23 protein-coding genes and 1 other RNA gene are annotated in these 25,839 nt (G+C 50.7%); 14 read left to right on the plus strand and 10 right to left on the minus strand.

Translation table 11 applies throughout. From position 1 onward, the window contains the following. Positions 1 to 107 precede the first annotated feature (107 nt). From lon to fadM, 5 genes are all read left to right on the plus strand, one after another. Positions 108 to 2,462, plus strand: coding sequence for an endopeptidase La (lon, locus tag A31E_RS19970; RefSeq protein ID WP_001295325.1), 2,355 nt, complete (start codon positions 108 to 110; stop codon positions 2,460 to 2,462). Positions 2,463 to 2,652: 190 nt separating this feature from the next. Beyond that, positions 2,653 to 2,943, plus strand: a complete 291-nt coding sequence (gene hupB, locus A31E_RS19965; RefSeq protein ID WP_254892905.1) for a nucleoid-associated protein HU-beta — start codon at positions 2,653 to 2,655, stop codon at positions 2,941 to 2,943. 191 nt (positions 2,944 to 3,134) lie between these two features. Next, positions 3,135 to 5,006: a peptidylprolyl isomerase gene (ppiD, locus tag A31E_RS19960; RefSeq protein ID WP_000969351.1), complete on the plus strand. Its 1,872-nt coding sequence runs from the start codon at positions 3,135 to 3,137 to the stop codon at positions 5,004 to 5,006. A gap of 150 nt (positions 5,007 to 5,156) precedes the next feature. Further along, entirely contained in the window at positions 5,157 to 5,528 is a 372-nt protein-coding gene (locus A31E_RS19955; RefSeq protein WP_000680305.1) for a helix-hairpin-helix domain-containing protein, read from the plus strand. A gap of 105 nt (positions 5,529 to 5,633) precedes the next feature. Further along, positions 5,634 to 6,032 carry a long-chain acyl-CoA thioesterase FadM gene (fadM, locus tag A31E_RS19950; protein ID WP_001194532.1) on the plus strand — a complete coding sequence of 133 codons (399 nt, stop codon included), beginning with the start codon at positions 5,634 to 5,636 and terminating at the stop codon, positions 6,030 to 6,032. 94 nt (positions 6,033 to 6,126) lie between these two features. Here the strand turns inward: fadM and queC are convergent, their stop codons facing one another. Together queC and A31E_RS19940 are read right to left on the minus strand one after the other, a co-directional pair. Further along, positions 6,127 to 6,822 carry a 7-cyano-7-deazaguanine synthase QueC gene (queC, locus tag A31E_RS19945; RefSeq protein ID WP_001515891.1) on the minus strand — a complete coding sequence of 232 codons (696 nt, stop codon included), beginning with the start codon at positions 6,820 to 6,822 and terminating at the stop codon, positions 6,127 to 6,129. Positions 6,823 to 6,886: 64 nt separating this feature from the next. Continuing rightward, positions 6,887 to 8,587: an SgrR family transcriptional regulator gene (locus tag A31E_RS19940; RefSeq protein WP_001238185.1), complete on the minus strand. Its 1,701-nt coding sequence runs from the start codon at positions 8,585 to 8,587 to the stop codon at positions 6,887 to 6,889. A 99-nt stretch (positions 8,588 to 8,686) separates the two neighbouring features. On the opposite strand from A31E_RS19940, the gene cof reads away from it, so the two are divergent. The 6 genes from cof to amtB all read left to right on the plus strand — a co-directional run bounded on the left by cof (position 8,687) and on the right by amtB (position 15,526). Next, positions 8,687 to 9,505, plus strand: a complete 819-nt coding sequence (gene cof / locus A31E_RS19935) for an HMP-PP phosphatase (RefSeq protein WP_001515892.1) — start codon at positions 8,687 to 8,689, stop codon at positions 9,503 to 9,505. A gap of 151 nt (positions 9,506 to 9,656) precedes the next feature. After that, positions 9,657 to 10,115: a DNA-binding transcriptional regulator DecR gene (gene decR / locus A31E_RS19930; RefSeq protein ID WP_000884589.1), complete on the plus strand. Its 459-nt coding sequence runs from the start codon at positions 9,657 to 9,659 to the stop codon at positions 10,113 to 10,115. Positions 10,116 to 10,144: 29 nt separating this feature from the next. Next, positions 10,145 to 11,917 (plus strand): SmdA family multidrug ABC transporter permease/ATP-binding protein, encoded by a 1,773-nt coding sequence (locus tag A31E_RS19925; protein WP_001515893.1) that lies wholly within the window; start codon positions 10,145 to 10,147, stop codon positions 11,915 to 11,917. Next, the gene (locus A31E_RS19920) at positions 11,910 to 13,691 is read left to right on the plus strand and encodes a SmdB family multidrug efflux ABC transporter permease/ATP-binding protein (protein WP_001256183.1); all 1,782 of its coding nucleotides are present in this window, start codon (positions 11,910 to 11,912) and stop codon (positions 13,689 to 13,691) included. Before A31E_RS19925 ends, A31E_RS19920 begins: the two co-directional genes overlap by 8 nt. Before the next feature lie 180 nt (positions 13,692 to 13,871). Beyond that, the gene (gene glnK / locus A31E_RS19915) at positions 13,872 to 14,210 is read left to right on the plus strand and encodes a P-II family nitrogen regulator (RefSeq protein ID WP_000780338.1); all 339 of its coding nucleotides are present in this window, start codon (positions 13,872 to 13,874) and stop codon (positions 14,208 to 14,210) included. A gap of 29 nt (positions 14,211 to 14,239) precedes the next feature. Next, positions 14,240 to 15,526 (plus strand): ammonium transporter AmtB, encoded by a 1,287-nt coding sequence (amtB, locus tag A31E_RS19910; protein WP_000685045.1) that lies wholly within the window; start codon positions 14,240 to 14,242, stop codon positions 15,524 to 15,526. A gap of 181 nt (positions 15,527 to 15,707) precedes the next feature. On the opposite strand, the gene tesB is transcribed toward amtB, so the two are convergent. Next, a complete protein-coding gene (gene tesB, locus A31E_RS19905; protein ID WP_000075873.1) occupies positions 15,708 to 16,568 on the minus strand; it encodes an acyl-CoA thioesterase II in 861 nt (286 codons plus the stop codon). A 218-nt stretch (positions 16,569 to 16,786) separates the two neighbouring features. On the opposite strand from tesB, the gene A31E_RS19900 reads away from it, so the two are divergent. Then, complete coding sequence (locus tag A31E_RS19900) at positions 16,787 to 17,359, plus strand: YbaY family lipoprotein (RefSeq protein WP_016248421.1); 573 nt, start codon at positions 16,787 to 16,789, stop codon at positions 17,357 to 17,359. A 30-nt stretch (positions 17,360 to 17,389) separates the two neighbouring features. Here A31E_RS19900 and A31E_RS19895 read toward each other — a convergent pair whose 3' ends face one another. After that, positions 17,390 to 17,701, minus strand: a complete 312-nt coding sequence (locus tag A31E_RS19895) for an MGMT family protein (protein ID WP_000409903.1) — start codon at positions 17,699 to 17,701, stop codon at positions 17,390 to 17,392. Positions 17,702 to 17,863: 162 nt separating this feature from the next. Here A31E_RS19895 and ffs point away from each other — a divergent pair. Both ffs and A31E_RS19890 read left to right on the plus strand, forming a co-directional pair. Then, an RNA gene (gene ffs, locus A31E_RS23830) (signal recognition particle sRNA small type) lies at positions 17,864 to 17,960 on the plus strand. Between the two features lie 120 nt (positions 17,961 to 18,080). After that, positions 18,081 to 18,434 (plus strand): DUF1428 domain-containing protein, encoded by a 354-nt coding sequence (locus A31E_RS19890; protein WP_000878149.1) that lies wholly within the window; start codon positions 18,081 to 18,083, stop codon positions 18,432 to 18,434. 36 nt (positions 18,435 to 18,470) lie between these two features. Here the strand turns inward: A31E_RS19890 and A31E_RS19885 are convergent, their stop codons facing one another. From A31E_RS19885 to acrB, 6 genes are all read right to left on the minus strand, one after another. Then, positions 18,471 to 20,021, minus strand: coding sequence for an EAL domain-containing protein (locus A31E_RS19885; RefSeq protein ID WP_001515896.1), 1,551 nt, complete (start codon positions 20,019 to 20,021; stop codon positions 18,471 to 18,473). Positions 20,022 to 20,184: 163 nt separating this feature from the next. Next, positions 20,185 to 20,655, minus strand: a complete 471-nt coding sequence (locus tag A31E_RS19880) for a YlaC family protein (protein WP_010379081.1) — start codon at positions 20,653 to 20,655, stop codon at positions 20,185 to 20,187. Positions 20,656 to 20,769: 114 nt separating this feature from the next. Further along, positions 20,770 to 21,321, minus strand: coding sequence for a maltose O-acetyltransferase (gene maa, locus A31E_RS19875; RefSeq protein ID WP_000102537.1), 552 nt, complete (start codon positions 21,319 to 21,321; stop codon positions 20,770 to 20,772). A 171-nt stretch (positions 21,322 to 21,492) separates the two neighbouring features. Then, a complete protein-coding gene (locus tag A31E_RS19870; protein ID WP_001280991.1) occupies positions 21,493 to 21,711 on the minus strand; it encodes an HHA domain-containing protein in 219 nt (72 codons plus the stop codon). Positions 21,712 to 21,715: 4 nt separating this feature from the next. Then, entirely contained in the window at positions 21,716 to 22,111 is a 396-nt protein-coding gene (gene tomB, locus A31E_RS19865; protein ID WP_000344801.1) for an Hha toxicity modulator TomB, read from the minus strand. A 556-nt stretch (positions 22,112 to 22,667) separates the two neighbouring features. Then, positions 22,668 to 25,817, minus strand: a complete 3,150-nt coding sequence (gene acrB / locus A31E_RS19860) for an efflux RND transporter permease AcrB (protein ID WP_001132495.1) — start codon at positions 25,815 to 25,817, stop codon at positions 22,668 to 22,670. Between the last annotated feature and the right edge of the window lie 22 nt (positions 25,818 to 25,839).

Consider the following 25,839-nt stretch of genomic DNA (forward strand, 5'->3'; position numbering starts at 1 on the left):
AATGTGGGAGAAACATCCCCATATACTGACGTACATGTTAATAGATGGCGTGAAGCACAGTCATGTCATCTGATTACCTGGCGGACATTAAACTAAGAGAGAGCTCTATGAATCCTGAGCGTTCTGAACGCATTGAAATCCCCGTATTGCCGCTGCGCGATGTGGTGGTTTATCCGCACATGGTCATCCCCTTATTTGTCGGACGGGAAAAATCTATCCGTTGTCTGGAAGCGGCGATGGACCATGATAAAAAAATTATGCTGGTCGCGCAGAAAGAAGCTTCAACGGATGAGCCGGGTGTAAACGATCTTTTCACCGTCGGGACCGTGGCCTCTATATTGCAGATGCTGAAACTGCCTGACGGCACCGTCAAAGTGCTGGTCGAGGGGTTACAGCGCGCGCGTATTTCTGCGCTCTCTGACAATGGCGAACACTTTTCTGCGAAGGCGGAGTATCTGGAGTCCCCGACCATTGATGAGCGCGAACAGGAAGTGCTGGTGCGTACCGCAATCAGCCAGTTCGAAGGCTACATCAAGCTGAATAAGAAAATCCCACCAGAAGTGCTGACGTCGCTGAACAGCATCGACGATCCGGCGCGTCTGGCGGACACCATTGCCGCACATATGCCGCTAAAACTGGCTGACAAACAGTCCGTTCTTGAGATGTCCGACGTTAACGAACGTCTGGAATATCTGATGGCTATGATGGAGTCGGAAATCGATCTGCTGCAGGTTGAGAAACGTATTCGCAACCGCGTCAAAAAGCAGATGGAGAAATCCCAGCGTGAGTACTATCTGAACGAGCAAATGAAAGCTATTCAGAAAGAACTCGGTGAAATGGACGACGCGCCAGACGAAAATGAAGCGTTGAAGCGCAAAATCGACGCGGCGAAAATGCCAAAAGAGGCAAAAGAGAAAGCGGAAGCAGAATTGCAGAAGCTGAAAATGATGTCTCCAATGTCGGCAGAAGCGACCGTGGTGCGAGGTTATATCGACTGGATGGTGCAGGTGCCGTGGAATGCACGTAGCAAGGTCAAAAAAGACCTGCGTCAGGCGCAAGAAATCCTCGATACCGACCATTATGGTCTGGAACGTGTGAAAGATCGCATCCTTGAGTATCTCGCGGTTCAAAGCCGCGTAAATAAAATCAAGGGGCCGATCCTCTGCCTGGTTGGACCGCCGGGGGTAGGTAAAACTTCTCTGGGGCAGTCCATCGCTAAAGCTACCGGGCGTAAATATGTCCGTATGGCGCTGGGCGGTGTGCGTGACGAAGCGGAAATCCGTGGTCACCGCCGTACTTACATCGGTTCTATGCCGGGTAAATTGATCCAGAAAATGGCGAAAGTGGGCGTGAAAAACCCGCTGTTCCTGCTCGATGAGATCGACAAAATGTCTTCTGACATGCGTGGCGATCCAGCTTCCGCACTGCTTGAAGTGCTGGATCCAGAGCAGAACGTGGCGTTCAGCGACCACTATCTGGAAGTGGATTACGACCTTAGCGACGTGATGTTTGTTGCGACGTCGAACTCCATGAATATTCCGGCGCCACTGCTGGATCGTATGGAAGTTATTCGTCTCTCTGGTTATACCGAAGATGAAAAACTGAACATCGCCAAACGTCACCTGCTGCCGAAGCAGATTGAACGTAATGCACTGAAAAAAGGTGAGCTGACCGTCGACGATAGCGCCATTATTGGCATTATTCGTTACTACACCCGTGAGGCGGGCGTGCGTGGTCTGGAGCGTGAAATCTCCAAACTATGCCGTAAAGCGGTTAAGCAGTTGTTGCTCGATAAGTCATTAAAACATATCGAAATTAACGGCGATAACCTGCATGACTACCTCGGTGTTCAGCGTTTCGACTATGGTCGCGCGGATAACGAAAACCGCGTTGGTCAGGTAACTGGTCTGGCGTGGACGGAAGTCGGCGGCGACTTGCTGACCATCGAGACAGCGTGTGTTCCAGGCAAAGGTAAACTCACTTACACCGGTTCGCTGGGCGAAGTGATGCAAGAGTCCATTCAGGCGGCGTTAACTGTGGTTCGCGCGCGTGCGGAAAAACTGGGGATCAATCCAGATTTTTACGAAAAACGCGACATCCACGTGCACGTACCGGAAGGTGCGACGCCGAAAGATGGTCCGAGCGCCGGTATTGCCATGTGCACCGCACTGGTTTCTTGCCTGACCGGTAACCCGGTTCGCGCCGATGTGGCGATGACTGGTGAGATTACTCTGCGTGGTCAGGTGTTGCCAATCGGCGGTTTGAAAGAAAAACTGCTGGCAGCGCACCGCGGCGGGATTAAAACAGTGTTAATTCCGTTTGAGAACAAACGCGATCTGGAAGAGATTCCGGACAACGTGATTGCCGATCTGGACATTCATCCTGTGAAGCGCATTGAGGAAGTTCTGACTCTGGCGCTGCAAAATGAACCGTCTGGAATGCAGGTTGTAACTGCAAAATAGTGACTTCGCGCAAATTGCACTAATAAAAAAAGGGCTGGTGGGTCAATTCGGGCTTGCCAGCCTTTTTTTGTCTCGTTAAGTTAGAGGGCGGATTAGGCTTGCCCTTATTAAGGGGTGTTGTAAGGGGATGGCTGGCCTGATATAACTGCTGCGCGTTCGCACCTTGAAGGATTCAAGTGCGGGATAAATTATAAAGAGGAAGAGAAGAGTGAATAAATCTCAATTGATTGACAAGATTGCTGCAGGGGCTGATATCTCTAAAGCTGCGGCTGGCCGTGCGTTAGATGCTATTATTGCTTCCGTAACTGAATCCCTGAAAGAAGGGGATGATGTAGCACTGGTTGGTTTTGGTACTTTTGCCGTTAAAGAGCGTGCTGCCCGTACTGGTCGCAACCCGCAGACCGGTAAAGAGATCACCATCGCTGCAGCTAAAGTACCGAGCTTCCGTGCAGGTAAAGCGCTGAAAGACGCGGTAAACTAAGTATTGTCCCCATTGGGGATGTGACGAAGTTCAAGGGCGCATCTACTGATGTGCCTTTTTTATTTGTATTCCGTGACTTTCTGCAAGTTGTGGGCTGACAATTGCCCCCGTTTCTTGTCACAATAGGCCTTTGCACGCAGCGATATGTTGCGTGAGGTATACAGTCACCTACAGCGGAGTGTTGTTACACCATGATGGACAGCTTACGCACGGCTGCAAACAGTCTCGTGCTCAAGATTATTTTCGGTATCATTATCGTGTCGTTCATATTGACCGGCGTGAGTGGTTACCTGATTGGCGGAGGCAATAACTACGCCGCAAAAGTGAATGACCTGGAAATCAGCCGCGGGCAGTTTGAGAACGCTTTCAACAGCGAGCGTAATCGGATGCAGCAACAGCTTGGCGATCAATACTCTGAGCTGGCTGCGAACGAAGGCTACATGAAAACCCTGCGTCAACAGGTGCTGAATCGTCTGATCGACGAGGCGCTGCTGGATCAGTACGCCCGCGAACTAAAACTGGGTGTCAGCGATGAGCAGGTTAAACAGGCTATTTTCGCAACCCCAGCCTTTCAGGTTGACGGCAAGTTTGATAACAGCCGCTATAACGGTATCCTCAACCAGATGGGGATGAGTGCCGATCAGTACGCACAGGCGCTGCGTAACCAGCTTATGACCCAACAACTGATTAACGGCGTTGCGGGCACTGACTTTATGCTAAAAGGTGAAACCGACGAGCTGGCAGCGCTGGTTGCTCAACAACGTGTAGTGCGTGAAGCGACTATCGACGTTAACGCTCTGGCGGCTAAGCAGGCAGTGACCGAACAGGAAATCGCCAGCTACTACGAGCAAAACAAAAACAGCTTCATGACTCCGGAACAATTCCGCGTGAGCTACATCAAACTGGATGCCGCAACGATGCAGCAACCGGTTAGTGATGCGGATATCCAGAGTTACTACGATCAGCATCAGGATCAATTCACCCAGCCGCAGCGTACCCGTTACAGCATCATCCAGACCAAAACTGAAGATGAAGCGAAAGCGGTACTTGATGAGCTGAACAAAGGTGGTGATTTTGCTGCGTTAGCAAAAGAAAAATCTGCCGATATTATCTCTGCCCGTAACGGCGGCGATATGGGGTGGTTAGAAGATGCCACTATCCCGGATGAACTGAAAAATGCTGGTCTGAAAGAAAAAGGCCAACTGTCCGGCGTCATCAAATCTTCGGTGGGTTTCTTGATCGTGCGTCTGGACGATATTCAGCCTGCGAAAGTGAAGTCGTTAGACGAAGTCCGTGACGACATCACGGCGAAAGTGAAACACGAAAAAGCCCTGGATGCGTACTACGCGCTGCAGCAGAAAGTGAGCGATGCGGCAAGCAACGACACCGAATCTCTGGCCGGTGCAGAGCAGGCTGCGGGTGTTAAAGCCACCCAGACTGGCTGGTTTAGTAAAGATAAACTGCCGGAAGAGTTAAACTTTAAGCCGGTTGCGGACGCTATCTTCAACGGCGGTCTGGTTGGTGAAAACGGTGCGCCGGGCATCAACTCTGACATCATCACCGTAGACGGCGATCGCGCATTCGTGCTGCGCATCAGCGAGCATAAACCAGAAGCGGTTAAACCATTGGCAGATGTTCAGGAACAGGTTAAAGCGCTGGTTCAGCACAACAAAGCTGAACAGCAGGCGAAAATCGATGCTGAAAAACTGCTGGTTGATCTGAAAGCGGGCAAGGGTGCGGAAGCTATGCAAGCTGCCGGTTTGAAATTTGGCGAGCCGAAAACCTTAAGTCGTTCCGGCCGTGACCCAATTAGCCAGGCCGCGTTTGCACTGCCTCTGCCAGCGAAAGACAAACCGAGCTACGGTATGGCGACCGATATGCAAGGTAATGTGGTTCTTCTGGCGCTGGACGAAGTGAAACAAGGCTCAATGCCGGAAGATCAGAAAAAAGCGATGGTGCAGGGTATCACCCAGAACAACGCACAAATCGTCTTTGAAGCGCTGATGAGTAACCTGCGTAAAGAGGCGAAAATCAAAATTGGCGACGCGCTGGAACAGCAATAATCCTGAAGCCGCTTCGCAAAAAAATGCTTTGTAGCTGTAACAAGAAAAGGTCGCTTTCGCGGCCTTTTCCATTTCTGAATATTGCCATTTGTTTACTGTTTTCACTGCCGTTAAGGTGATTCCACTGTTAACAAACAAGGAGAAAACAGTATGAAACACGGAATCAAAGCACTTCTCATTACTCTGTCTCTGGCTTGTGCCGGAATGTCTCATAGCGCGCTGGCGGCTGCCCCTACGGCGAAACCGGCAGCGGTAGAAACCAAAGCGGAGGCACCCGCAGCACAAAGCAAAGCGGCAATACCGGCGAAAGCCAGTGACGAAGAAGGCACCAGAGTCAGTATTAACAATGCCAGTGCGGAAGAGTTAGCCCGCGTTATGAATGGTGTTGGCCTGAAGAAAGCGCAGGCGATTGTCAGTTATCGGGAAGAGTACGGTCCGTTTAAAACGGTGGAAGATTTAAAACAGGTGCCGGGGATGGGCAATTCGCTGGTGGAACGTAACCTTGCGGTATTAAGTCTGTAATTAATTTGCATAGTGGCAATTTTTTGCCAGACTGAAGAGGTCATACCAGTTATGACCTTTGTGCTTATAACTGTTCTTATAACAACAACGTAAGGCTATTGCGCTATGCAAACACAAATCAAAGTTCGTGGATACCATCTCGATGTTTACCAGCACGTTAACAACGCCCGCTACCTTGAGTTTCTCGAAGAAGCCCGCTGGGATGGACTGGAAAATAGCGACAGCTTTCAATGGATGACCGCCCATAACATCGCTTTTGTGGTAGTCAATATCAATATTAACTATCGCCGCCCGGCGGTGTTGAGCGACCTGCTGACCATTACCAGTCAGTTGCAGCAATTAAACGGTAAAAGCGGCATTTTAAGTCAACTAATCACCCTTGAGCCGGAAGGACAGGTGGTGGCGGATGCGCTCATCACCTTTGTTTGTATTGATCTCAAAACGCAGAAAGCATTAGCCCTGGAAGGGGAACTGCGCGAAAAGCTGGAGCAGATGGTTCAGTAAACGTTTTGTTGTGCCGGATGCGACGCGGGGTGCGTCTTATCCGGCCTCCAGGCGTGATACAATCGTAGATCGGATCAGGCGACACCCCGAATAATTACTTCAATCCGGTCTTCTGTTTCATCGCCGTCATCACCGCCGATTTATCGGCCAGATAATGATTCAACCCGTTGGCACGCAGATTACACGCAGCACAATGACCGCAACCGTCGCCTTTAATGCCGTTATAGCAGGTCAACGTTTCGTTACGGACTAAATCCAGCTTGCCGTAATAATCCGCCAGCGCCCAGGTTTCCGCTTTATCAATCCACATCAACGGTGTTTCAAAGCGAATATCTTTCGCCATGCCCAGACTGACGGCATGGTTCAGTGCTTTCACAAACTCATCGCGGCAATCCGGGTAACCGGAGAAATCCGTTTCGCAGACGCCGGTAATTACTGCTTCTGCTTTTACCTGATACGCATATATTGCCGCCAGCGTCAGGAACAAAATATTACGCCCTGGGACAAACGTATTCGGGATACCATCGGCTTCAGGTTCATAATCTGGCACTGGAATGCTGTCACGCGTCAGGCTGCTAACCGCCAGCTCGTTGAGCAGCGTCACATCCAGCACCTTATGCGCGCGTGCCCCTAGTTTTAGCGCCAGTTCGCGGGCCACGTCGATCTCTGCGCGATGGCGCTGGCCGTAATCAAATGTCACGCAATGGACTTCATCATATTGCTGCAATGCCTGTACCAGACAGGTGGTGGAATCCTGGCCTCCACTGAACACAACGACAGCACGTTTCATAAATCATCCTGCTAAATCGGTAAAAACCTTATGGTAACGCCTGTGGTTAACCCCGACCAGTGCTTCATTGCGACGGTGCGGGAAGCCAGGCTTCGGTAAATTCAAACCAGCCGCGCGGCGTCAGACGGACACCGTTAACACCGGGCGGCGCGCTAATGCGATAGTGATAGTTAAACAGTGGTGTCAGCGTGGCGTTATCCATTAATTGTGTGAAGACCGCTTTCAGGGCGTTATGTCGGTTTTCCTCATCAGGCATCAATTGCACGGCATCCAGTGTTGAGTGCAGATGTGCATATGTGCTGGCAGTGAAAACATGTGGCCAGAGCGGATCGCAACGCAGCCATTGCTCAAGGGTATATTCCGGTGCTTCGCCAATTAATCTATCGCCCATCATCAAATCTGCCTGAGCCAGTGGGGTTGTGTCATCCCAGTTTTTCGCATGATGAAAAATAATCTTTAATTCGCAACCTTCTGCTGCCAGCGTCGTCCGTAGCTGTTCTGCCATAGCATGAAGTTCCACTGGCAGGTGATAAGCCAGCGTCAATGTTTCCGGTAGTTTGACCTCATCTGGCACTTCCCATTGCGGAATAGTCCAGCCAGGCAGCAATGCATTACTGGCGGTGATCAGGTTTTCTCCGACTTCTAACGTTTGCAGTAAACCAGATTGATGAATAATGGTGATCACTTTTCGCGCCTGCCAGAGGGTTAGTCGGGAGCTTTTGCGCAACGTTAAATAGCAAAAACCTAAACTGATGCCGCTACTGACCTGGCTGACCAGAGGCAGATCCTCGGGTTTACCGATAGTGATTTGCACTGGATGCTGGCAACTGGTTCCCAAATCTTTTTCAAAAAGCGGTGGAGTTATCCAGTATTCAACCGCTTTTAGCAGTGGATGACGTAAATGGTAATAATCGTGACTTTCCAGACGCACCAGTTCCGCTGTGAATTGTGTTAAGCGAAAAGGACCGGTTCCCACCTGCGGGAATTGTGGATGCGCGAGATGACTGCAATAGCTTGCCAGCCGGTGGGCAAGCCAGTAATCGGGGCGATGTAAAAAGAAGGTCAGGCACTGCGGATGGGGGACTTCAATACGCTTCACGCTAATAAATAATTTACCCAATGCAGGTAGCTGGAGCAGCATCAACAACCGCTGATGCAGTTGCGTTGCTTTTACAGCATCGCCGTTATGCCAGTGCAGTGTTGAACGAAGATAAAAATCCCAGCGTAGCCCGTCAGTAGACGTTTCCCAGTGGTGCGCTAAATCGCCAATTGGGCGTTGCGTATTATTGTCGAAGCGGGTCAGGCCGGAAAAAACTTGCCCGGCGAGATGCTGTTCGGCACGGCCGGGCAAAAAGCCCGGTTGTAGCGGTTCGAGTGGGCGATAATAGGGGATACGCAACGTCGGTGTATCGTTATGCCATTGCCCGCCCATAAACGGTTGTAACAGGGTACGCAGCTCGCCAGGAGCCAGTTGCGCCAGCTCCAGCACATCCTGCTGTTTCCCGGTTTCCAGCGCCTGTTCCATCATCGTATTGCGCAGGAATTGCGGCGTCACCAGAAAGCGTAGTTGCCCGCGCTTTCCGCGTCCTGATTGCGCCTGCCACTCCAACCATCCAGCCTCCTGTGCCTGACGTAACAGTGTGCGCACATGCCGTTCGCTGCAAAAACAGCGTTCGGCCAGTTCGCTGACGGTCACGGACTGCGTCTCTCCCGCGGAAGGTTGCCACAGACGTTGATACTGGTTAAGACGGTTAAGCAGTCGCATATAAACCCGGAACAATATTATTTAACTATTCACTATTACTTCCGTATATATCAGGTGATACTCAATCACCATTAACCCTGTCACAGAGTGGAGAAAGAAATGGCTCGTCTGGCAGCATTTGATATGGACGGCACTTTATTGATGCCTGACCACCACTTAGGTGAGAAAACCCTCTCTACTCTGGCGCGCCTGCGTGAACGCGATATCACCCTTACTTTTGCTACGGGTCGCCATGCGTTGGAGATGCAGCACATTCTCGGGGCGCTATCGCTGGATGCGTATTTGATTACCGGCAACGGTACGCGCGTGCATTCTCTGGAAGGTGAATTGTTACATCGTGATGATTTACCTGCAGATGTAGCGGAACGGGTGCTCTATCAGAAGTGGGATACCCAGGCCAGCATGCATATCTTCAATGATGATGGCTGGTTTACCGAACGCGAAATTCCGGCGTTGTTGCAGGCATTTGTCTATAGCAAGTTTCGTTATCAGATTATCAATGTCAAAAAAATGCCTCTCGACCGCGTCACCAAGGTCTGTTTCTGTGGCGATCATGACGATCTTACGCGCTTGCAGATCCAACTACAGGAAGCATTAGGCGAGCGGGCACATTTGTGTTTTTCCGCGATTAATTGCCTGGAAGTACTGCCGGTGGGGTGCAATAAAGGCGCAGCGTTGGTGGTGCTGACCCAATATTTAGGTTTTTCGCTGCGCGACTGCATGGCCTTTGGCGATGCGATGAACGATCGTGAAATGTTAGGCAGCGTCGGCAGCGGCTTTATTATGGGCAATGCGATGCCGCAACTTCGCGCGGAACTCCCTCATTTACCGGTGATTGGACACTGCCGAAATCAGGCTGTCTCTCACTATTTGACGCACTGGCTGGACAATCCACATCTACCTTATTCCCCCGAATAACGAGATCCCTTCCAGCACCGGGCAATAGCCCGGTTTTTTTGCTTTGAATTTGTCATTTTGTGCAGTGGCGTTTAAACCGCACAGAATAAATTGTCGGTATTTGACCTTTAAAATAGAATGAAAAGAGAAAATAATTCTCTGTGGGTGGGCTATGTTAGATAAAATTGATCGTAAGCTGCTGGCCTTACTACAGCAGGATTGTACCCTCTCTTTGCAGGCTCTGGCAGAAGCCGTTAATCTGACAACCACGCCTTGCTGGAAGCGTCTGAAACGGCTGGAGGATGACGGTATCCTTATCGGCAAAGTTGCCTTACTGGACCCGGAAAAAATTGGCCTCGGGCTGACCGCTTTTGTACTGATTAAAACGCAACATCACAGCAGCGAATGGTATTGCCGCTTTGTCACGGTGGTAACGGAAATGCCAGAAGTGCTGGGGTTCTGGCGCATGGCCGGTGAATACGATTATCTGATGCGTGTCCAGGTTGCCGACATGAAACGCTACGACGAGTTTTATAAGCGTCTGGTAAACAGCGTGCCAGGGCTGTCGGACGTTACTTCCAGTTTCGCGATGGAACAGATTAAATACACCACTTCTTTACCCATCGAATAAATATCCAAAATCAGGTCAGGACACAACGCGTGCGATTATTTGCTCAACTAAGCTGGTATTTCCGTCGGGAATGGCGTCGCTATCTCGGGGCTGTGGCCTTGCTTGTCATTATCGCGATGCTGCAACTGGTTCCGCCGAAAGTAGTCGGGATTGTGGTCGATGGCGTGACGGAACAACACTTTACGACCGGACAGATCCTGATGTGGATCGCCACTATGGTGCTGATTGCAGTCGTGGTTTATCTACTGCGTTATGTCTGGCGTGTACTGTTGTTCGGTGCGTCTTATCAACTGGCTGTTGAACTGCGTGAAGATTATTACCGCCAGTTAAGCCGCCAGCATCCAGAATTTTACCTGCGTCACCGGACGGGGGACTTAATGGCCCGCGCGACGAATGACGTTGATCGCGTGGTATTTGCCGCCGGGGAAGGGGTGCTGACGCTGGTGGATTCGCTGGTGATGGGCTGCGCGGTGCTGATTATGATGTCAACGCAAATTAGCTGGCAGTTGACCTTAATAGCGCTGCTGCCGATGCCGGTGATGGCGATCATGATCAAACGTAATGGCGACGCTTTGCATGAGCGTTTTAAGCTGGCGCAGGCGGCGTTTTCCAGCCTCAACGACCGCACCCAGGAGAGCCTCACCAGTATCCGTATGATTAAAGCCTTTGGTCTGGAAGATCGCCAGTCGGCGCTATTTGCCGCAGATGCCGAGGACACTGGCAAGAAAAACATGCGTGTGGCACGTATTGATGCCCGTTTCGATCCGACCATCTATATCGCTATTGGGATGGCGAATTTACTGGCGATTGGTGGGGGAAGCTGGATGGTTGTGCAGGGCAGTTTAACGCTGGGACAGCTCACCAGTTTTATGATGTATCTTGGCCTGATGATCTGGCCGATGCTGGCGCTGGCATGGATGTTTAACATTGTGGAACGCGGCAGCGCGGCGTACAGCCGTATTCGAACGATGCTGGCGGAAGCGCCGGTCGTCAAAGATGGTAGCGAAAGTGTGCCGGAAGGACGCGGTAAACTGGATGTGAATATTCGCCAGTTTACCTATCCGCAAACTCACCATCCTGCGCTGGAAAACGTCAGTTTCGTATTGAAGCCCGGTCAGATGCTGGGCATTTGCGGGCCGACCGGTTCCGGCAAAAGTACCGTGCTGTCACTCATTCAACGTCATTTCGACGTCAGCGAGGGGGATATTCGCTTTCATGATATTCCTCTGACGCAGCTACAACTCGACAGTTGGCGTAGCCGCCTGGCAGTCGTCAGTCAGACGCCGTTCCTTTTTTCCGACACCGTGGCGAATAACATTGCGCTGGGTTGCCCGAATGCTACCCAGCAAGAGATTGAGCACGTAGCGCGTTTGGCCAGTGTGCATGACGATATTCTTCGTCTGCCGCAAGGTTACGACACAGAAGTGGGCGAACGTGGCGTGATGCTTTCCGGTGGCCAAAAACAGCGTATCTCCATTGCCCGGGCGTTACTGGTGAATGCGGAAATCCTCATTCTGGATGATGCGCTTTCTGCGGTGGACGGACGCACAGAGCACCAGATCCTGCATAACCTGCGCCAGTGGGGACAGGGGCGAACGGTCATCATCAGCGCCCATCGTCTTTCTGCACTGACAGAAGCCAGTGAAATAATTGTGATGCAGCACGGGCATATCGCTCAACGCGGCGATCATGATGTGCTGGCGCAACAAAGCGGCTGGTATCGCGATATGTATCGCTATCAACAACTGGAGGCGGCGCTTGACGATGCCCCTGAAATTCACGAGGAGGCCGTTGATGCGTAGTTTTAGCCAACTGTGGCCGACTCTGAAGCGCCTGTTAGCATACGGTTCGCCGTGGCGTAAGCCGCTGGGTATTGCGGTTCTGATGATGTGGGTTGCAGCAGCGGCAGAAGTGAGTGGGCCGCTGCTCATCAGCTATTTTATCGACAATATGGTGGCGAAAAATAATCTGCCGTTGAAGATGGTTGTTGGTCTGGCGGTGGCGTATGTTGGGCTGCAACTGCTTGCCGCCGGACTGCACTACGCGCAGTCGTTGTTGTTTAACCGGGCGGCGGTTGGCGTTGTACAACAGTTGCGTACCGACGTGATGGATGCTGCGCTACGCCAGCCATTAAGTGAGTTTGATACCCAGCCGGTCGGGCAGGTCATTTCCCGCGTCACCAATGACACAGAAGTGATCCGCGATCTCTACGTTACCGTGGTAGCAACCGTTTTGCGTAGCGCCGCACTTGTGGGTGCGATGCTGGTGGCGATGTTCAGTCTCGACTGGCGAATGGCGCTGGTGGCAATAATGATCTTCCCGGTCGTGCTGGTGGTGATGGTGATATACCAGCGTTACAGTACGCCGATTGTCCGCCGCGTGCGCGCCTATCTGGCGGATATCAACGACGGTTTTAACGAAATCATCAATGGCATGAGCGTTATCCAGCAGTTCCGTCAGCAGGCGCGATTTGGTGAACGTATGGGGGAGGCCAGCCGTTCGCACTATATGGCGCGAATGCAAACCTTGCGGCTCGACGGCTTTTTACTGCGACCACTGCTTAGTCTGTTTTCATCGCTCATTCTTTGCGGTTTGTTGATGCTGTTTGGTTTCTCTGCCAGTGGCACTATTGAAGTGGGCGTGTTGTATGCGTTTATCAGCTATCTGGGGCGACTTAACGAACCATTAATCGAACTGACCACGCAACAGGCAATGCTGCAACAGGCTGTTGTCGCAGGTGAGCGTGTATTTGAACTGATGGACGGGCCGCGCCAGCAATATGGCAATGATGATCGCCCGTTACAGAGCGGCACCATTGACGTCGATAATGTGTCGTTTGCCTATCGTGATGACAATCTGGTACTGAAAAACATTAATCTGTCTGTGCCTTCGCGCAACTTTGTGGCGCTGGTCGGGCATACCGGCAGTGGCAAAAGCACTTTGGCAAGTTTGCTGATGGGCTATTACCCGCTAACGGAAGGCGAGATTCGTCTCGACGGACGTCCGTTAAGTTCGCTAAGTCACAGCGCGCTGCGCCAGGGCGTGGCAATGGTGCAGCAAGATCCGGTTGTGCTGGCGGATTCCTTCCTGGCGAACGTTACGCTGGGGCGTGATATCTCCGAAGAACGCGTCTGGCAAGCGCTGGAAACGGTGCAACTGGCAGAGCTGGCGCGCAGCATGAGCGACGGCATTTATACGCCGTTGGGCGAGCAGGGGAATAATCTCTCAGTCGGGCAAAAACAGTTGCTGGCGCTGGCGCGCGTGCTGGTAGAAACACCGCAAATCCTGATCCTTGATGAAGCAACCGCCAGTATTGATTCCGGTACTGAACAGGCGATTCAGCACGCCCTGGCGGCGGTGCGCGAACATACTACGCTGGTGGTGATCGCTCACCGCTTATCGACCATTGTTGATGCCGACACCATTCTGGTGCTTCATCGTGGACAAGCCGTGGAGCAGGGGACGCACCAGCAACTGCTTGCGGCTCAGGGACGTTACTGGCAGATGTACCAACTGCAACTTGCAGGAGAAGAACTGGCTGCCAGCGTACGTGAAGAGGAATCGTTGAGCGCCTGATTAGCGCAAAATTTCATCGTTGGTGCAAAAATGCAACGCACTGTGCACTGTCATAGTGCGTTTTTGTTTTCAATCACCTTTGCGTCCTGCTTTCCCTCTCGTTTTTCATTTCTGGCACACCGCTTGCAATACCTTCTTCGTGTAGCAGAACCATTACCGAATTCTGACCGGAGGGGATCTATGAAGCTGGTGACCGTGATAATCAAACCATTCAAGCTGGAAGACGTTCGTGAAGCGTTATCTTCCATTGGCATCCAGGGCCTGACCGTCACTGAAGTGAAAGGTTTCGGGCGTCAGAAAGGGCATGCTGAGCTGTACCGTGGCGCGGAATACAGCGTCAATTTCCTGCCAAAAGTAAAAATCGATGTGGCGATTGCCGATGATCAACTCGATGAAGTGATCGATATCGTCAGCAAGGCGGCTTACACCGGAAAAATTGGCGACGGCAAAATCTTTGTCGCTGAATTGCAACGCGTCATTCGTATCCGTACCGGCGAAGCCGACGAAGCGGCGCTGTAATCTCTGGCACACAGCAACAGGACTGAAAAATGAAGATAGCGACGATAAAAACTGGGCTTGCTTCACTGGCGATGCTGCCAGGACTGGTAATGGCTGCTCCTGCGGTGGCAGATAAAGCCGACAATGCGTTTATGATGATTTGTACTGCGCTGGTGCTGTTTATGACTGTTCCGGGTATCGCGCTGTTTTATGGTGGTCTGATTCGCGGTAAAAACGTGCTGTCGATGCTGACACAGGTGACCGTGACCTTTGCATTGGTTTGTATTCTCTGGGTGGTTTACGGCTACTCACTGGCGTTTGGCGAGGGCAACAACTTCTTTGGCAACATTAACTGGTTAATGTTGAAAAATATCGAATTGACCGCGGTAATGGGCAGTATCTATCAGTATATCCACGTGGCGTTTCAGGGATCGTTTGCCTGTATTACCGTTGGCTTGATCGTCGGGGCGCTGGCGGAGAGGATTCGCTTCTCGGCAGTGTTAATCTTCGTGGTGGTGTGGTTGACGCTCTCTTACATTCCGATTGCGCATATGGTCTGGGGAGGCGGTTTGCTGGCTTCCCACGGTGCGCTGGATTTTGCCGGTGGCACAGTGGTGCACATTAACGCCGCAATCGCCGGTCTGGTAGGCGCGTATCTGGTCGGTAAACGCGTGGGCTTTGGCAAAGAGGCGTTTAAACCGCACAACCTGCCGATGGTCTTTACCGGAACTGCCATTCTTTATATCGGGTGGTTTGGTTTTAACGCCGGGTCTGCGGGCACGGCAAACGAAATTGCGGCACTGGCGTTTGTTAACACCGTGGTAGCAACGGCGGCGGCAATTCTTGGCTGGATCTTCGGTGAATGGGCACTGCGCGGTAAACCTTCTCTGCTGGGGGCTTGCTCTGGTGCGATTGCCGGTCTGGTCGGCGTGACGCCTGCCTGTGGTTACATTGGTGTTGGCGGCGCGTTGATTATCGGCGTGGTAGCTGGTCTGGCAGGCTTGTGGGGCGTTACTATGTTGAAACGTCTGCTGCGGGTGGATGATCCCTGCGATGTCTTCGGTGTACACGGCGTTTGCGGTATTGTCGGCTGTATCATGACCGGAATTTTTGCCGCCAGTTCGCTGGGCGGTGTGGGCTTCGCGGAAGGTGTGACGATGGGCCATCAGGTGTTGGTACAACTGGAAAGTATCGCCATTACGATCGTCTGGTCTGGTGTGGTGGCGTTTATCGGCTACAAACTGGCGGATTTGACGGTTGGCCTGCGTGTACCGGAAGAACAGGAACGTGAAGGGCTGGACGTCAACAGCCACGGCGAAAATGCCTATAACGCGTAACCTGCAATCAAATACAAATTTGCCTGATGCGCTGTGCTTATCAGGCCGACAATAAAAATCACAATTTATTGAATTTACAAGAATTGGTAGGCCGGATAAGGCGTTTACGCCGCCACCGGCATCAACAAAAGCACGTTACCAACAATCTGACAGCCGGACGGTTTTCACCTCCGGCTGTTTTTTAATTGTGATTACGCATTACCCCTTCCTGAACGGTCGAGGCAATCAGCATGCCGTCCTGGGTATAAAACTCACCACGCACAAATCCGCGGGCACTGGACGCTGACGTGCTCTCCACGCTATACAGCAGCCATTCGTTTAAATTAAACGGTCGATGGAACCACATGGAATGGTCGATGGTAGCAATTTGAATCCCCGGTTCGAGAAAACCGATGCCGTGCGGCTGTAAAGCTACTGGCAAGAAATTGAGGTCAGAGGCATAACCGAGCAGGTACTGATGAACGCGCAGATCATCCGGCACGCTGCCGTTCGCGCGGATCCACACCTGACGATGGGGGGCTGCGACGTGGCCTTTCAGTGGGTTATGAAACTCCACCGGACGGACTTCCAGCGGACGATCACAGATAAATTTATCTTTCAGCACTGGCGGTAACAAGTGGGCCAGCGACTGGGCGATTTGCGTTTCCGAAGGCAGACCATCAGGCGCAGGGGCTGGAGGCATCTCTTTTTGGTGTTCGAAACCCGCTTCCGGTGCCTGGAAAGAGGCCGTCATATAAAAGATCGGTTTGCCGTTTTGAATAGCAGCCACACGACGGGCGCTGAAACTGTTGCCGTCGCGCAGCGTTTCGACATCGTAAATAATCGGCTTTTTACTGTCGCCAGGGCGAAGAAAGTAGCTGTGGAACGAATGCACCAGACGCTCTTCGGGAACTGTCTCTTTTGCAGCATACAGCGCCTGACCCACGACCTGGCCACCAAACACCTGGCGTAAACCTAAATCTTCACTCTGGCCGCGAAAGAGTCCTTCCTCAATTTTTTCCAGATTCAACAATGTCAGTAAATTTTTTAAGGCCTGACTCATATTAACTCTCCAGTAACAAAGCTGCCGCAGCAAGCCAAAGTGAGTTGAGTATAACGCAATTTTGTTACTGGTCCGATGGGTGCAATGGTCTGAATTACTGGCTAAATGCAGGCGTTAATACGTGACATGTGCCACACTTATTGACGTTACTATTTTGTTAACCACTCTTCCGGCGAGGAAAGTTAGCCCGCTGGTGCATTGATAATAAGGAGAAGTGAATGAAACTCGTGCACATGGTCAGTGGTTTAGCGGTTGCGATTGCGTTGGCGGCTTGCGCGGATAAAAGCGCGGATATCCAGACGCCAGCACCGGCTGCAAATACGTCTATTGCAGCGACACAGCAACCTGCTATACAACAACCGAATGTTTCCGGTACGGTCTGGATCCGTCAGAAAGTCGCACTGCCGCCTGACGCCGTGCTGACCGTGACACTTTCTGACGCGTCGTTAGCGGATGCGCCTTCTAAAGTTCTGGCGCAGAAAGCAGTACGTACCGAAGGTAAACAGTCACCGTTCAGTTTTGTTCTGCCATTTAACCCGGCAGACGTTCAGCCGAATGCGCGTATCCTGTTGAGTGCGGCGGTTACCGTCAACGACAAACTGGTGTTTATCACCGATACCGTTCAACCGGTGATCAATCAGGGCGGAACCAAAGCTGACCTGACATTAGTGCCGGTTCAGCAAACCGCCGTGCCGGTTCAGGCCAGCGGTGGCGCAACAACCACTGTACCGTCGACTTCCCCGACACAAGTGAATCCGTCTTCGGCAGTTCCAGCACCTACGCAATACTAAGCGCCATTAACCCTCTCCGTCCGGAGAGGGTTAATAAATCCAGCGATAACGCTGCAAGTCGATTTGCCCGCTTCCCGACACCATCACACCTTCTGCCAGCAACGCCTGCCGCTGACGCTGTAAATCTGGGCCGGTTAACGAAATTGTGCCATGACGATTAACCACCCGGTGCCAGGGCAAGGTGCTGCCTTCGGGTAGGCGCTTTAACACAGCGCCTACCTGGCGCGCGGCGCGGGGTGATCCTGCCAGTTTTGCGACATCACCGTAGGTGGTGACATAGCCTTCGGGAATAGCGGCTACGATTTGCCAGACGCGTTGGGGAAATGAATCTTCTTTTTCCATCTTTTCTTCCTGAGGTAATTTTTCAGCATAATCTGGAAAAACGCCTGAGTGAAGCCGCATTGCGCAAGAAAGCAGCATCTGGCACGCAATGGGTTGCAATTAGCAGGGGCAGCAGTGATAATGCGCCTGCGCGTTGGTTCTCAACGCTCTCAATGGGGGCTCTGTTGGTTCTCCCGCAACGCTACTCTGTTTACCAGGTCAGGTCCGGAAGGAAGCAGCCAAGGCAGATGACGCGTGTGCCGGGATGTAGCTGGCAGGGCCCCCACCCATTTCTGTTTCCCCGCCGTTTCGTCAAAAAATCTCAATGTGGCTAAACTTTAATCACGACTGACGCTGCAGGAATTGCCTGACTGCGCAGTACGCTTCGGAGGAGTTTCTGATGAAGTATGTTGATGGGTTTGTTGTTGCTGTTCCTGCCGAAAATAAGGATGCCTACCGGGAAATGGCCGCAAAGGCCGCGCCACTGTTTAAAGAGTTTGGCGCGCTTCGCATTGTCGAATGTTGGGCCAGCGATGTGCCAAACGGCAAAGTGACCGATTTTCGCATGGCAGTGAAAGCGGAAGAGAATGAGGAAGTGGTGTTTAGCTGGATTGAATATCCTTCAAAAGAGGTCCGCGACGCTGCCAATCAAAAAATGATGTCTGACCCACGGATGAAAGAGTTCGGTGAATCAATGCCGTTTGATGGCAAACGGATGATTTACGGTGGGTTCGAGTCAATCATCGACGAGTAGCGTGACGGGCTGTGCGGCGTGCCGCCAGCCCCTAATTCAGAGATGCTGTTTTGCCCAGATAATGAAATCTTCTTTTGGCAAAGCTTTGCTGTACAACCAGCCCTGACCGTAGTGCACACCATGCTGGCGTAGCCACTCTTCCTGTTTGCTGGTTTCGATGCCTTCCGCCACCATTTTCAGCTTCAGCGTTTTTGCCATTTCGATGATATGCGGGGTGACATTTTTATATTCCAGTGCGTCAACGAAGGATTTATCTATTTTCAGAATATCGACATCCAGATCCTGCAAATAACTTAAGCTCGAATAACCAGTACCGAAATCATCCAGATAAATATCATGACCGGCTTCCCGGTAGCGAGAAATGATCGGAGCGCTGGTTTTCGGATCGGCAAACTCGCGCTCTGTGAGTTCAAGCGCGATCTGTTTAGGGTTAACCTGGTAGTGGTTGATCATTTTCCCCAGGAGTTGCGGAATTTTTTCCGATGTGAGCACAGTAGATTCCAGATTGATTGAAATATGCTGGTTCGGGTGTTGTCGCAGCCAGTCGCCCATATCTTCAAATACGTTTCTTATAATCAGCAGCGTCAGTGGTTCAGAAAGACCCGTTTGCTGTGCCAGCGGGATGAAACTATCCGGTGACAACCAGCTACCGTCCGTCTGTGGCCAACGTGCCAGTGCTTCGGCACCGACAATTTTGCCATTGGCTAAGGAGACAATCGGCTGATAATGTACGCAAATATCACGGTTTTCGATGGCATCTTGCAGTCGGTGATGCGGTGACTGGAGGCGGCGCAAAATACGAAGCACAAATATCGCTGCCAGCAGACCAATTAATAACCCAACAGGTAACCAAATAAAGACCTGCCGATACCAGCTTGTTTGCAACATTTTCGTTGGAGCCCAGGTGATGATGGAAATATTCATCTCCGGGAGGGGCTGGATGTCGTAAATAATTCCATTATTTTCGATATGCTCACCGGGCGTTTTTTGTAGTTGGGTAATAATGCCCCGGGCAATTTCATCGCTGCTGGTTATGACAGTATTATGGGCATTGCCAATAATGGCGGCATCAATTTGCCATGAGCTATAAGGAATTACGTCGATAAAGGAGGCAGGATCGATCATTACTACGTAATGTGCGGTTCCCATAGCAACCATGTAACGGGTGATACCTAAGTCGTTGTGCGAGGTTAACCAGACACGATAACCCTCTTTTGAAATCCTCCCCGGCTCCGGGAAGGTATCCGGTGGGCTTTCGTGTTCCAGAGAAGAGCACTGGGGAATGTTGTTATCGATATAGACCACTTCCTGAATATAGCGATAGCTGTATGAAACCCGGCGCATTTCCATGAGATGTTCTTCACTACAGGCTCCACCTTGCCATCTTTCCAGCTCTTGCAGCGCATCTTTTCCTTGCATCGCCACTTTATTGGCCCGAATAGCGACACGGGAAGAATAGGTATTCAACTCCTCAATAAATGACGCTTCTACCTGCTGATGGGCCAACCAGACGCTTAAGCCGACAGGCAGCAGTACTGAAAGTATAAGTACACCTGAAATCAGGCTGACCAGATGTCGTGTTCTCACCAGCATGTCCTTATTAACACAGTGTAGGGAAAGTATATCTGATCGTGAAAAAAGGCTGGCAAGAGATCAGTGGTTAGGACGGGGATTTCATGCAGTGACAGGTGGCAACGATCGTTGTCAATTGACCAGGCGTAGAGGTTTACGCCTGGTGGGAAAACCTAACTTAAGATGTTACTTCGGTGCGGGTGAGGGTGAATATATCGTAAAAAGACAGTTCACCTTTACGGACGATCATTTTTTGCAGTTGTTCTTTATGAACATCCGCGACACGCGGCGAGTTCAGTATGGCTTCAACCAGCGCAGCAGGGACAAATCGCGTGTTATACCATTCGCCGTTATAGCAAACCCGAAAATCGAGCACGTCGATATCTTCATAGCGGTAGCGTGGGTAGACATCGAAAAAGAAGAAACCGTTAAGCAGGATGAATAACACAACCAGTAGCCAGACTGAATCTGACAGCGTTTGGGACTGCAACATTACCGCCAGTGTGGCAAAAAAAGCAACATACATGCCGATAAACAGCCCCGGATGTTTGCGGATAAAACTGATACTAAAGCGGGGTTTGTTGTCGCGTTTTTCGCGCGTATTCAGAGAATCAATCGTTTCGGTTAGCAGGCGTTGTATTTCAGTCATCTTTTGCCTTCGTGGTATCTGCAACTTTCCAGTGAACACCCTATTTTAACGTGGGAATGATATGAAGAAAGTAACAGATTTGCCACAATTTTGCATAACAGTTGCAAATTGTAGTTACAACTTTTTAATGATTCTGGCTGGGTTGCCGCCCACGACGACGTTGTCCGGGATATCTTTTGTGACGACCGCACCTGATGCCACTACGACGTTATCGCCAATGGTAACGCCCGGGTTAATGATGGCACGCCCCCCAATCCAGACGTTATTACCGATAGTCACCGGTTTCCCCAGTTCACCACCAGCATTACGTTCTACAGGATCGACAGGGTGTGTAGCGGTATAAATATGAACGCCCGGAGCCAGAATGCAATTATCGCCAATACGAATAGGGCAGACATCAAGCATTACGCAATCGAAGTTTGCGTAAAACCCTTTACCGAGGAAAATGTTATAGCCATAGTCGCAACGAAAGGAAGGCTCAATATACGCATCCGCAACCTGGCCGAGTAAATCGGTGAGAATTTGTTGGCGTAGTGATTGATCTTCCGGCGCGGAATGGTTGTATTGGTGAATAAGCTGACGAGCGCGCAGGCGATCGCGAGATAAAGTCTCATCTGCCGAGCAATACAACTCACCAGCAATCATCTTTTCTTTTTCTGTGCTCATTACAAACATCCTGGTTGCTGAAAATGCGGCAACACAGTAATGCAAAAAGCCAATGAAGAGAACGTTCCCGTTACTTCTGTGTGATGGAGATCACATGAGGAATGCCTTCATGGAAAAAATAGAATATACTTAATAAACAGACTGTTATAGCCTGATTTTATACTAATTGAGTTATCGAATAAATTTCCACACCGAGGAAGGGATCTTGTCGTAAAGTTTATTCATGGTCAATTCTGCAAGGCGGTGATCTGCGGCTGAGTAAAATACCGCCAGTTCATTATCTGATAATTCGTATTTATTTTTCTCGATAACACGTTCCAGCGTGTCAATTGTCTGACAACGACGCAAACGCATCAAATAATCGGTTTTTGTTAAAGGTTTATCGGACATACTTCTACCCATGGTTGTAATAATTCGAACAAGATAAACTTGCAGGATTCTCTTTCGTGGCATTCACGAAACAACGGAACAGTCGGTTACCTGACTTCCGCCATTTCTGGAGATCCTGCATATTAATACCATAACTACTGAACAACATAAAGGTGTCGTCCAGATATTCATCTATCTGCTCAATGAGCTTATTGTCTTCATTATACTTAATTTTGTAATTAAGCGCGAAGGTTGCAATATGCTCAATGAGTTCATTAAGTTGCAGATTGATAGCCGAGGTAGGGTCGTTAACCCAACCATGATTGCTTTCTTCAAGGTTTGCAAGACAGTCATGATACAGGGTTTCGCAAAGAAACTTAAGCTGTGCAATATCATGTCTTTTTGGTGAGTATTCATCCATAACGCGTCCCCTTCTTAGCGATTGAACTAACGGACACCTTTCGGGATGGGAAAACTTACTGACCTGGACTTGCCCTCACATTTGTTAGATTAACTATAATCCACTCTTTGAAGGTTTTCATCGCATTATTACGAAAAATTACAATTAGGAGGAGGAGAGGGAAAAGGCTTACTTCTTCATCCTGGCACCAACTACGTAAAGCCTAAAGCAGTTAGTTTGATGCTATTCATAACGTAATCAGGATTCTCGCATCGCGGCTGATAAAATGGTATGGGAATTTGTCACACTAATACCCAGGATTGCTCTGATTATGATGTAATTGACATGAATAAATAAAGAATTGCCGCAAATAATTAAGAATAGCCTCTAGATGTCTATGGGTTATTATACCTATTAGCGCGACTTAATATAAATTAACTAACAATAGGCATTTTTTATGAATTTTATGCCGCGTTAAAACTACCCTCCGTTTGAAACCTTAGCTGTAAACATTGTGACTTTAAGATTATACGTATTAAAAAGGCCGCTTGCGCGGCCTTAGTGATTACGAGTTTTATCAATGATGATCGACAGTATGGTTGTGTTCGATATCTTCATTCTTGCGGCTAAAGCGGCGGCGAACCACCACAAAAAACACCGGAACGAAGAAGATCGCCAGTACCGTTGCGGTCACCATGCCGCCCATTACACCAGTACCAACTGCGTTCTGTGCGCCGGAACCAGCACCAGTACTGATAACCAGCGGCATAACACCGAGGATAAACGCCAGTGAAGTCATCAGGATCGGACGTAAACGCATTCGCACCGCATCCAGAGTAGCTTCAATCAGACCTTTACCTTCTTTATCCATCAAGTCTTTGGCGAATTCGACGATAAGTATCGCGTTCTTCGCTGACAACCCAATGGTTGTGAGCAGGCCCACCTGGAAGTAAACGTCGTTGGTTAAGCCACGGAAGGTGGCTGCCAGCAATGCACCGATAACCCCCAGCGGAACAACCAGCATAACGGAGAACGGAATTGACCAGCTCTCATACAGTGCCGCCAGACACAGGAACACGACAATCAACGAAATCGCGTACAGCGAAGGTGCCTGGTTACCGGAGAGGCGTTCCTGATAGGACATCCCCGTCCAGTCGTAGCCAACCCCCGTAGGCAGCTTACTCGCCAGTTGTTCCATCAGCGCCATCGCTTCACCGGTACTCTTACCCGGTGCCGCCTGACCTAAGATCTCCATGGATGGCAGACCGTTGTAACGTTCCAGACGCGGCGAACCGTATTCCCAATGTGAAGAGGAGAACGCCGAGAATGGCACCATCTGACCATCAGCAGCACGAACATACCAGTTACCGATATCTTCCGGCAGCATGCGGTATTTCGCTTCTGACATTACGTAAACTTTCTTCACACGACCGCGGTCGATAAAGTCGTTCACGTAGCTGCCGCCCCATGCAGCCCCCAGGGTGGTGTTAATGTCGTTAATAGAAACACCCAGTGCCTGAGCTTTTTCCTGGTCGATATCAATCTTAAACTGCGGCGTATCTTCCAGGCCGTTCGGACGCACGCTGGTCAGCAGATCAGGGTGCTTCGCTGCTTCGCCCAGCAACTGGTTACGTGCCTGGGTCAGTTTTTCGTGGCCGAGGCCCGCCTGGTCAATCAGCTCAAAGTCAAAGCCGGTTGCCGTACCCAGTTCCACAATCGCTGGCAGGTTAAAGGCGAACACCATCGCATCTTTAATTTGCGAGAAGGCACGCGTTGCACGCGTGGTAATCGCTTCAACTTTGTTCTCATCACCCGGACGGTCAGCCCAGTCCTTCAACGAAACGAACGCAATACCCGTGTTCTGACCACGTCCTGCAAAGCCGAAGCCGTTAACGGCGAACACCGATTCAACGTTGTTCTTTTCTTTGGTCAGGTAGTAATTCGTCACCTCGTTGAGCACTTTTTGCGTGCGTTCTTGTGTTGCACCTGCAGGCAGTTGGACCATGGTCATAAACACGCCCTGGTCTTCATCTGGCAAGAAGGAGCTTGGCAGACGCACGAACAGATAGGCCATGCCGACAACAATGATCAGATACAGCACCAGGTAACGCCCCGTACTGCGCAGAATACCGCCTACGCTGTCGGTATAGTGGTGCGTGCTCTTTTCGAACATGCGGTTAAACCAGCCGAAGAAGCCTTTTTTACCTTCCCCATGATCGCCTTTAGCGATAGGTTTTAGCATGGTCGCACAAAGCGCCGGAGTCAGGATCAACGCCACCAGTACTGACAATGCCATTGCGGAAACAATGGTAATGGAGAACTGACGATAGATTGCACCAGTTGAGCCGCCAAAGAAGGCCATCGGTATAAATACAGCCGACAGCACCATCGCGATACCAACCAGTGCGCCCTGAATCTGCCCCATTGACTTACGAGTGGCTTCTTTCGGCGGCAGACCTTCTTCTGCCATCACACGTTCAACGTTTTCTACCACAACGATGGCGTCATCCACCAACAGGCCGATAGCGAGCACCATCCCGAACATTGTTAGCGTGTTTATCGAGAAACCAAAGGCAGCAAGGACGGCAAATGTTCCCAGCAATACCACCGGTACAGCAATGGTCGGAATCAACGTCGCGCGGAAGTTCTGCAAGAACAGATACATTACCAGGAACACGAGGATGATTGCTTCGACCAGGGTTTTCACTACTTCGTGAATGGAGATTTTCACGAACGGCGTAGTGTCGTATGGATAAACGATTTTCAGACCCGACGGGAAAAACGGCTCCATCTTCGCCAGTTCAGCCCGGATTGCTGAGGCGGTATCCAGCGCGTTTGCACCGGTCGCCAGCTTGATACCCAGACCAGAAGCCGGTTGTCCGTTAAATTCCGCGATGATGTCGTAGTTTTCACCACCCAGCTCAATTTTCGCCACATCACGCAGCAGTACGCGGGAACCATCCTGATTCACTTTCAGCAGAATTTTGCCGAACTCTTCAGTGGAGGTCAGACGCGTCTGAGCAATAATAGAGGCGTTAAGCTGCTGGCCTTTAACCGGCGGCGTACCACCGAGCTGACCGGCAGCTACCTGGGCGTTCTGTGCTTTGATTGCGGTAATAACATCAACCGGCGTTAACTGGTATTTGTTCAGTTCATTCGGGTTCATCCAGATACGCATCGCGTACTGGGAACCGAACAACTGAACGTCACCGACGCCCGATGTACGGCTGATGGCATCTTTCATATTTGCCGCTACGTAGTCAGAGATATCCTCCTGCGTCATGGTGCCGTCGGTGTTGATAACGCCGACAACCATCAGGAAGCTACTGGAAGATTTCTCAACACTCACCCCTTGCTGCTGTACTTCCTGCGGCAGTAACGGCATTGCCAGTTGCAGTTTGTTCTGCACCTGAACCTGCGCGATATCCGCATCAGTACCAGACTCAAAGGTCAGAGTGATCTGCACAGTACCCGTGGAGTCACTATTGGATGACATGTACATCAGGTTATCGATACCGTTCATATTCTGTTCGATAACCTGTGTAACAGTATCCTGCACTGTTTTTGCATCAGCGCCAGGATAGGAAGCGGAGATCGTTACTGCCGGCGGTGCAATCGTAGGATATTGCGCCACCGGCAGTTTGAGGATCGCCAGCCCCCCTGCCAACATGATGATGATGGCGATCACCCACGCAAAAATCGGGCGATCAATAAAGAAATTAGGCATGTCTTAACGGCTCCTGTTTAAG

The sequence above is a fragment of the Escherichia sp. KTE159 genome (genome assembly GCF_000408805.1).
In the GTDB taxonomy this organism is placed as follows: domain Bacteria; phylum Pseudomonadota; class Gammaproteobacteria; order Enterobacterales; family Enterobacteriaceae; genus Escherichia; species Escherichia marmotae.